8 protein-coding genes and 1 other RNA gene are annotated in these 7,245 nt (G+C 69.9%); 1 reads left to right on the forward strand and 8 read right to left on the reverse strand.

What is annotated here, in order from left to right:
* Positions 1 to 3: 3 nt before the first annotated feature.
* The 4 genes from rnpB to EB75_RS26400 form a co-directional block, all read right to left on the reverse strand.
* An RNA gene (rnpB, locus tag EB75_RS26385) (RNase P RNA component class A) lies at positions 4 to 404 on the reverse strand.
* A gap of 26 nt (positions 405 to 430) precedes the next feature.
* Entirely contained in the window at positions 431 to 781 is a 351-nt protein-coding gene (locus tag EB75_RS26390) for a hypothetical protein (protein ID WP_073698190.1), read from the reverse strand.
* 14 nt (positions 782 to 795) lie between these two features.
* Positions 796 to 1,425 (reverse strand): class I SAM-dependent methyltransferase, encoded by a 630-nt coding sequence (locus EB75_RS26395; protein WP_073698191.1) that lies wholly within the window; start codon positions 1,423 to 1,425, stop codon positions 796 to 798.
* Entirely contained in the window at positions 1,412 to 2,392 is a 981-nt protein-coding gene (locus EB75_RS26400) for an NAD(P)/FAD-dependent oxidoreductase (protein ID WP_073698198.1), read from the reverse strand. Before EB75_RS26400 ends, EB75_RS26395 begins: the two co-directional genes overlap by 14 nt.
* Positions 2,393 to 2,439: 47 nt before the next feature.
* On the opposite strand from EB75_RS26400, the gene EB75_RS26405 reads away from it, so the two are divergent.
* On the forward strand, positions 2,440 to 3,018 hold the full coding sequence (locus EB75_RS26405) for a helix-turn-helix domain-containing protein (protein ID WP_020104419.1): 579 nt from the start codon (positions 2,440 to 2,442) through the stop codon (positions 3,016 to 3,018).
* 286 nt (positions 3,019 to 3,304) lie between these two features.
* Here the strand turns inward: EB75_RS26405 and EB75_RS26410 are convergent, their stop codons facing one another.
* The 4 genes from EB75_RS26410 to cobC form a co-directional block, all read right to left on the reverse strand.
* A complete protein-coding gene (locus EB75_RS26410) occupies positions 3,305 to 4,402 on the reverse strand; it encodes a bifunctional RNase H/acid phosphatase (protein WP_073698192.1) in 1,098 nt (365 codons plus the stop codon).
* Entirely contained in the window at positions 4,399 to 5,151 is a 753-nt protein-coding gene (locus EB75_RS26415; RefSeq protein WP_073698200.1) for a zinc ribbon domain-containing protein, read from the reverse strand. The genes EB75_RS26410 and EB75_RS26415 overlap by 4 nt, the downstream gene beginning before the upstream one ends.
* A gap of 11 nt (positions 5,152 to 5,162) precedes the next feature.
* The gene (locus EB75_RS26420; protein WP_174557734.1) at positions 5,163 to 6,287 is read right to left on the reverse strand and encodes a Nif3-like dinuclear metal center hexameric protein; all 1,125 of its coding nucleotides are present in this window, start codon (positions 6,285 to 6,287) and stop codon (positions 5,163 to 5,165) included.
* A partial coding sequence (cobC, locus tag EB75_RS26425; protein WP_073698199.1) for an Rv2231c family histidinol phosphate aminotransferase CobC occupies positions 6,284 to 7,245 on the reverse strand: 962 nt, incomplete at its 5' end. The genes EB75_RS26420 and cobC, both read right to left, overlap by 4 nt.

Here is a 7,245-nt window from a genome sequence, read left to right on the forward strand (position 1 = left end):
GGGCGGACGAGCTGGCCTGTAAGCCGGATTCTGTTCCCCGCCACCATTACTGGTGGCGAGGCGGCGACCATCCATCTGGGTACACCGTCGCCGGGTACCTCAAGCGGCCTACCCACAGGCTCGGGCGAGCAGCCCTTGGGCACCTGCGCAACCGCAACCAGGTTGCGGCCTTCTTGGCCTTGCTTCGGGTGGGGTTTGCCTAGCCACTCCGGTCACCCGGAATGCTGGTGCGCTCTTACCGCACCGTTTCACCCTTACCGTCTTCGCACCAGGCTCAGACGGCGGTCTGTTTTCTGTGGCACTGTCCCGCGAGTCACCTCGGATTGCCGTTAGCAATCACCCTGCTCTGTGAAGTCCGGACTTTCCTCGAAACCTTCCGGTCCCGCGGCCGCCCGGCCAACTCGTCCGCGCGGACCACCATATCAGCTGGTCAGAGCGCCGCGACCAGCGAGTCCAGCACGACTACCGCGCCGTACGCCAGGAGCACCTGCTTGAGCCAGCGCGGCCCGTCCCGACGAGTGCGGACCGCGGCCAGGCCGAGCCCGAACACCACGATCACCGGCACCGTGATGGCCCAGGCCGACCACACCTTTTGCGGGCCGTACACCAGCAGCGCGGCGGCCGGCCCCAGCGACCAGTCGCCGGAGGTGGCCAGTGAGTTGCCCATGGCGTCGGTCAGGACCTGGACCGCCTCGACGCTGCCCCACAGCAGGCACAGACAGGCGGTCACCAACAGCATCGACTCCGCGACCAGTCGGATGTCGAGCCGGTGTTTGACCACCTGGTGCCCTCCGATCAGTGCGTGCGGCGCAGGACGATCAGATTGTCCCGCAAGACGGCGGCTTCGCCAGTAGGGCCGATCGCCTCGCGTTCCACAGTACCGACGTGCTGCGGCTGCCAGCCTTCGTCGGGCAGATCGAGCTCGGCGACGACCTCGTCGGCGGACTGAAAGCGGTGGTCATGGATGTGTTGGGAGGCCCAGGGCGGCGCCTCGCCATGGTCGACGATCAGTAGCGTGCCGCCGGGAGCGACGGCCGCTGCCGCCTGCTGCAGTATTTGCCGGCGCTCCAGATGGACCGTGGAATGCAGGAACTGCGCCGACACCAGATCGAAGCTGCCCGTCGGAAAACTGTGCGACAGGTCGTGGTGCTGGAAGTCGATGCGCCCGGCCACTCCCCTGGCCTCGGCCGCACTGCGCGCCCGGTCGAGGGCGTTGGTGGCGATGTCGACCGCCACCACCTCCCAGCCCTCGGTGGCCAGCCAGATCGCGTCGGCGCCCTCGCCGCACCCCAGATCCAGTGCGCGGCCCGGGGGCAGCTCGCCGGCGATCTTCGCGAAGTTGGCGTTGACCCGGCCGCTCCACATCTGCGGCTTCTCCGCGTACCGGCCTTCCCAGTGCTCTTGCGGCGTTTCAGTTGTGGACATCGGACTCCTCCTGCTGATCGAAGACGGGCCAGGGCATGACGGGTAGGCCGAACTGGTCGTGCAGCAGACTCTGCACGATCGCGGCGGCTGCGGCGGAACCGGCAGCGATCGCCGAAGCCACCTGAGGCATCTGTGCGCAGACGTCGCCCGCAGCGAAGACGCCGGGCACCGACGTGCGCTGCATCGGGTCGACCTTCACGGCGTCGACGACGGCCGGCCCGGGCGGGGCGATCCGCACACCGAGCTGAGTCGCCAGGTCGGTCCGCTGCCGTAGCGCGCTGGCCACCAGCACGCCCTCGCGCTTGAGTTCGTCGCCGTCGGCGAACACGATGGCTGCCAATGCACCGTCGCGCGAGGCGAATTCGACGATCTTGCGCTCATCGACCTGCACACCGGCGTCGGCCAGCGCGCGGTACTGGTCGTCGTCCAGTCCGGAGGGGCCGTTCGTGACGACGACGACGTCGTCGGTCCAGCCGCGCAGCATGAGCGCCATGTGCACGGCCCGGTCGCCGTCGGCCAGGACGGCCAGCGCCTGATCGCGCGCTTCCCAGCCGTGGCAGAACGGGCAGTGGAACACCGACCGTCCCCAATGGTCGTTCAGCCCCGGGATGTCGGGTGCCTCGTAGTGCATGCCGCCGGCCAGGAGTATCCGCTGGGCATGGTGCACAGATCCGTCGGCGAGTTCGAGCCGGAACGTGGGACCGTCGTGCGCCGTTGCGCCGGTCACCAGCCCGTCGACGACCTGGACCGACGGGTACTGGGCGAACTCGCGGCGGCCGTCGGCGTACAGGTCCGCAGGCGGTCGTCCGTCGTGGCCCAGCAGTCCCCCGATGCCGTGTGCCGCGCGATTGCTCTGCTCGCCGGCGTCGATCACGAGCGTTCGTCGTCGGGCGCGGCCGAGCACCAGTGCGGCGCTCAGCCCCGCCGCGCCGCCCCCGACGACGGCACATTCCCATTCGTTGTTCATGACACCGACCTTGCCGGGCGATGCCGAAAATGCCAAGCTGATTTGCCATGCAGGCAAACCCTGAGGACGACGACATCGAAGCGCGCGTCCGGCGAAGGCTGCGGGAACTGCGCACACAACGCGGCATGACGCTGGAAGACGTTGCACGCGCGGCCGATATCGACATCTCGACTTTGAGCCGACTGGAGTCGGGCAAGCGCCGGTTCGCGCTCGACCACCTGCCGCGGCTCGCCGCGGCGCTGTCGATCAGCACCGACGAACTCATGCGCGCACCCGAGGCCGAGGACCCGCGGGTCCGTGGGTCCTCACACACCCGCGGCGGCATCACCTACTGGCCGCTGACCCGCGGCGGGCCGGCCGGTGGTCTGCACACGTTCAAGATCCGCGTGAGCGCGCGGCGGCGCACGCCACCGGCCGAGCTGCCAGTGCACGACGGCCAGGAGTGGCTCTACGTGCTGTCGGGCAACCTTCGGCTACTGCTGGGCGAGCGCGACTTCACCATCAAACCCGGTGAGGCCGTGGAGTTCTCGACCTGGACGCCGCACTGGTTCGGCACCGTCGACGGCCCCGTGGAGGCGATCGCCATCTTCGGACCGCATGGCGAGAAGCTGCACGTGCGCAACTGAGCCCGTCGGGCCAGGCGCCCCGGCCGTCGAGCCTCTCTCCGACCAACCCTCGCCGGGAGTCGTCAACTTTCCTTGCCGGTCAAGGAAAGTTGACGACTCCAGATCGACTGTGTCACAGGAGAACCGATGAGCCCGAGCGCCCCGCTAGTTCGCCGGATATGCCGGGGCCAGGAAGACGCTGCGCAGGATCCAGGGGAACCAGGTGAGGCCGTGCTCCAGCTCGTCGCTGCCGTGGTAGTCGGGGCTCGGGTCGAAGCCGTTGTTGTCCGGCCGGCATCAGATGGGCCTACAGATAGGCGGTCTGATTGACCAACCGGACGGCGGAACCGCCGTCGCCGAAGAACTCGGCGATGCTCAGTGACGCCAGATCCAGGTGCAGCCGGTACAGGATGCCGGGCCCGGCATCGAGCGCCTGCCGCAGGATCGTCTTGATCGGCGTGACATGCGAGACCACGAGCACCGTCGTCGCGCCGTGCTCGGCGATGATCCGGTTGCGGGCGCGGCGAATCCGGTGCGTCACCGTATCGAAGCTCTCCCCGTCCGGCGGTGCGACGCTGGTGTCCCCCAGCCAGCTGCGGTGCAACTCCGGATCCCGTTCGGCCGCTTCGCGAAAGGTCAGGCCTTCCCAAGCGCCGAAGTCGGTTTCGATCAGGTCGTCGTCCACGGTCACATCGAGGCCGAGCGCATTGGCCGCGGCCTTCGCGGTGTCCAGCGCCCGCTGCAGCGGCGAACTGATCACCGCCGAGATGCCTTCGATGCCAGCGATATACGCCGCCGCCGCGGCGGCCTGCTCGCGACCCAATTCTGTCAAGGGCGGATTACCGCGGCCCGAGTAGCGCCGGTGCACCGACAGTTCGGTCTGCCCGTGTCGCAACAGCAGGAATCGGGTCGGCGCGCCCACGGCGCCGGTCCACCCGGGTGGGGACGGCTGTGCCGCAGCGGCTTTCGACTCGGCTACCGCAGCTGGAGAAACCGCCGGTGCCGCCGCAGCGTCCATCGCCTCATTGGCCAACCGGTCGGCGTGGGAGTTCTGCGCCCGCGGAATCCAGGTGTAGGTCACGTGCCCGAAGCGCCGCGCCAACGCCGTCGCCTCGCGGTTCAGCGGAAGCAGGTCCGGGTGCTTGACCTGCCAGCGGCCCGACATCTGCTCGACCACCAGTTTGGAATCCATCGACACCGCAACGTCATCGGCGTCCAACGCGGCCGCGGCCTCCAGACCGGCGATCAGCCCCCGGTATTCGGCGACGTTGTTGGTCGCCACGCCGATGGAGGCACTACTTTCTGCCAGCACCTCGGCCCGGTCGGCCGAAAACACCACGGCGCCATAGCCCGCGGGTCCCGGATTGCCGCGCGACCCGCCGTCGGCCTCGACCAGAACTCTCACAGACCGGTTTCTCCCGCACGGAAGTCCTTGACCCGCACCAGAATCGCGCCGCACTCGGGGCAACGCAGCACGTCGTCGGGAGCGGCGGCCGAAACCCGGGACAGCTCACCACGATCCAGGTCGATGCGGCAGGCGCCGCAGCGGCTGCCCTGCAGCAGCCCCGCACCGGGGCCGCCCAGCTTGCGCTGTTTCTCGTACATCTCGGCCAGTTCCGGGGCCACCGAGTCCAGCAGCGCCTTGCGCCGGTCGGCCGCCACCTTGCGCGACTCGTCGATGGACACCAGCGCCTGGTCGCGCTCGACCTGCGCCGAGGTCAGATCGCCCTGGAGCGCATCGATCAGGGCGAGCTCCTCGTTCTGCTCACCCTGCAGTTCTTCGCGGCGTTCCATGATCTCCAGCTGCTGCTCCTCCAACGCGGCCTGCCGGCGCTGCAGCGTCTCCAGCTCGTGCTGCAGTTCGGCCACCTGCTTGGCGCCGACCGAACCGCTGTCCATCAGCTGCTGGTCACGGGTCTCCCGCTGGCGCACCGCATCGATCTCGGACTCGAACTTGGCGATCTGCGCGTCCAAATCCTCGACGGCGATGCTCAGCGCCGCCAGCCGATCGTTGGCCTCGCGGTGCTCGGCCTGTACCGCGTCGAAGCGCTGTTGCTCGACCAGGTGCGTCGACCGGTGCGTCAGGCGGGTCAGCGCGGCGTCCACTTCGGCCACCTCGAGCAACAAACGTTGTTGCGACACTTCAGCTTTCATGTTCACGTCTCTCAGCAGGTTATCTCGACGTTCCAGGGGTCGGTGCGGATCTGGCTGACCCGCACCGGCAACGCATCACCGAATTGTGCACGCAAGACCCCGGCGGCCTGCTCGCACCACGGAAATTCACTCGCCCAATGCGCCACATCGACCAGCGCCACGTCCGACACCCGCCGGTGTTCGTCGGCCGGATGGTGGCGCAGATCAGAGGTCACGTAAACGTCGACGCCCGAGCGGGTCACCGCGCCCAGCAGCGAGTCGCCGGCGCCGCCACAGACCGCGACCCGCGACACCATGGCGTCCGGATCACCCGACGCGCGCACCCCCCACGACGTCGCGGGCAGCCCGCGCGCGACACGGGAAGCGAAGGCCGACAACGGTTCCGGCTCCGGCAACGAGCAGACACGCCCGATGCCCACGTCCGACGGCAGCGGCGCCAGGGCGAGCACATCGAACGCCGGTTCCTCGTAGGGGTGCGCGGCGCGCATCGCCGACAGGACCGCCCAACGCAGCCGGGCCGGCGCGATCACCTCGACACGGTCTTCCGGCACGAGTTCAACTGCACCGATGCTCCCGATGGCCGGCGTCGCACCCTCGTGTGGCAGGAACTGCCCGACGCCCGCCGTGGTCCAGCTGCAGTGCGAGTAGTCGCCGATCTGGCCGCCACCGGCGGCGAACATCGCGTCCCGGACCGCATCGGCATTTTCGTGCGGCACGAAGACGACCCATTTGTCCAGGTCAGCGCGCCCCTCCTCGGGCTCGAGCACCCCGTCGACCTGCAGCCCCAGCGCCTCGGCCAGCGCGTCGGATACCCCGGGCGCGGCCGCGTCGGCATTGGTGTGCGCGCTGAACAGTGCCGCGCCGCGGCGGATCAGTGAGTGGATCAGCGCACCCTTGCCGGTGTCGGCGGCCACGGTGTCCACGCCGCGCAGCAGCAGTGGGTGATGCGCGAGCAGGAGCCCGCCGTCGGGCACCGACGCCGCCACGGCCGCGGTCGCGTCGACCGCGACGGTCACCGACTCGACCATCTCGGACGGGTCGCCACACACCAGGCCCACCGAGTCCCAGCTGTGCGCCAGGGCCGGCGGATATGCACGGTCCAGCGCGGCGATGATGTCGCGCAACGGCACACTCACCAGAGCACCTCCTGTAGGGCCTCGACCAGGACCGGCCATTCCGGCCGGACCGCCGCGCGCAGGTAGCCGCCCGGCAGCCCGACGAACGTGTCGCAGCGGCGCACCGCAATCCCCTTCTCCGCCAGGTACTTCCGGGCCAGCTCGGCGTCTGGCACCGAGAACAGGACAAAGGGGGCGACGCCGTCGGCAACCGGAAAACCGGCGGCCGTCAGACCCGCCGCCATCTCGGCCCGCAGGTCGGCTAGCCGGCGCGCACCCGATTCGGCCTCCGCGACGGCGGCCGGCGCACTGCACGCCGTCAGCGCCTCGAGTTGCAGCGTGCCCAGCGGCCAGTGCGGGCGGCGCGACGTCAGCCGTGCCAGCACCTCGGGCGCGCCCAGCGCGTAGCCGACCCGCAGCCCGGCCAGCGACCACGTCTTGGTCAGGCTCCGCAACACCACGACGTCGGGCAGCGACTCCCCGGCCAACGACTCCGGTTCGCCGGGCACCGCATCGGCAAAAGCCTCGTCGACGACGACGATGCGCCCGGGCGCCCGCAGCGCCAGAATCTCGTCGCGGCGGTGCAGGACGCCCGTCGGATTGGTGGGGTTGCCCACAACCACGAGGTCCGCTTCGGCCGGCACCGCCGCCCCGGACAGCCGGAACGGCGCGTCCAGGACCACGTGCGCGACGGGCACCCCGGCGGCGTCGAACACGGCCTCGGGCTCGGTGAACGACGGCGCGATCAGCGCCGCCAGACGGGGTCGCAGCTGCGGCAGCAGTGCGAATCCCTCGGCGCCACCCGCCAGGAGGGCCACTTCATGCAGGTCACGGCCGTGCCGGGCCGCCACCGCCGCGCGGGCCGCGGTGACGTCGGCGGAGGTCGGGTAGCTGCCCAGATCAGCCAGCCGGGCCGCGAGCCGGTCGGCGAGCCATTGTGGCGGGGCGGCGCCGCGGGCGGTCACCGCGGAGTCGAGCA

Origin of the sequence: Mycobacterium sp. ST-F2 (assembly GCF_001905655.1) — a bacterium.
Taxonomy (GTDB): domain Bacteria; phylum Actinomycetota; class Actinomycetes; order Mycobacteriales; family Mycobacteriaceae; genus Mycobacterium.

Excerpts from the sequence above, each read along its gene's own strand:
- EB75_RS26395 (WP_073698191.1), bottom strand. The coding sequence starts at position 1,425 with ATGTCCACAACTGAAACGCCGCAAGAGCACTGGGAAGGCCGGTACGCG.
- EB75_RS26400 (WP_073698198.1), bottom strand. The coding sequence starts at position 2,392 with ATGAACAACGAATGGGAATGTGCCGTCGTCGGGGGCGGCGCGGCGGGG.
- EB75_RS26405 (WP_020104419.1), top strand. The coding sequence starts at position 2,440 with ATGCAGGCAAACCCTGAGGACGACGACATCGAAGCGCGCGTCCGGCGA.
- EB75_RS26415 (WP_073698200.1), bottom strand. The coding sequence starts at position 5,151 with ATGAAAGCTGAAGTGTCGCAACAACGTTTGTTGCTCGAGGTGGCCGAA.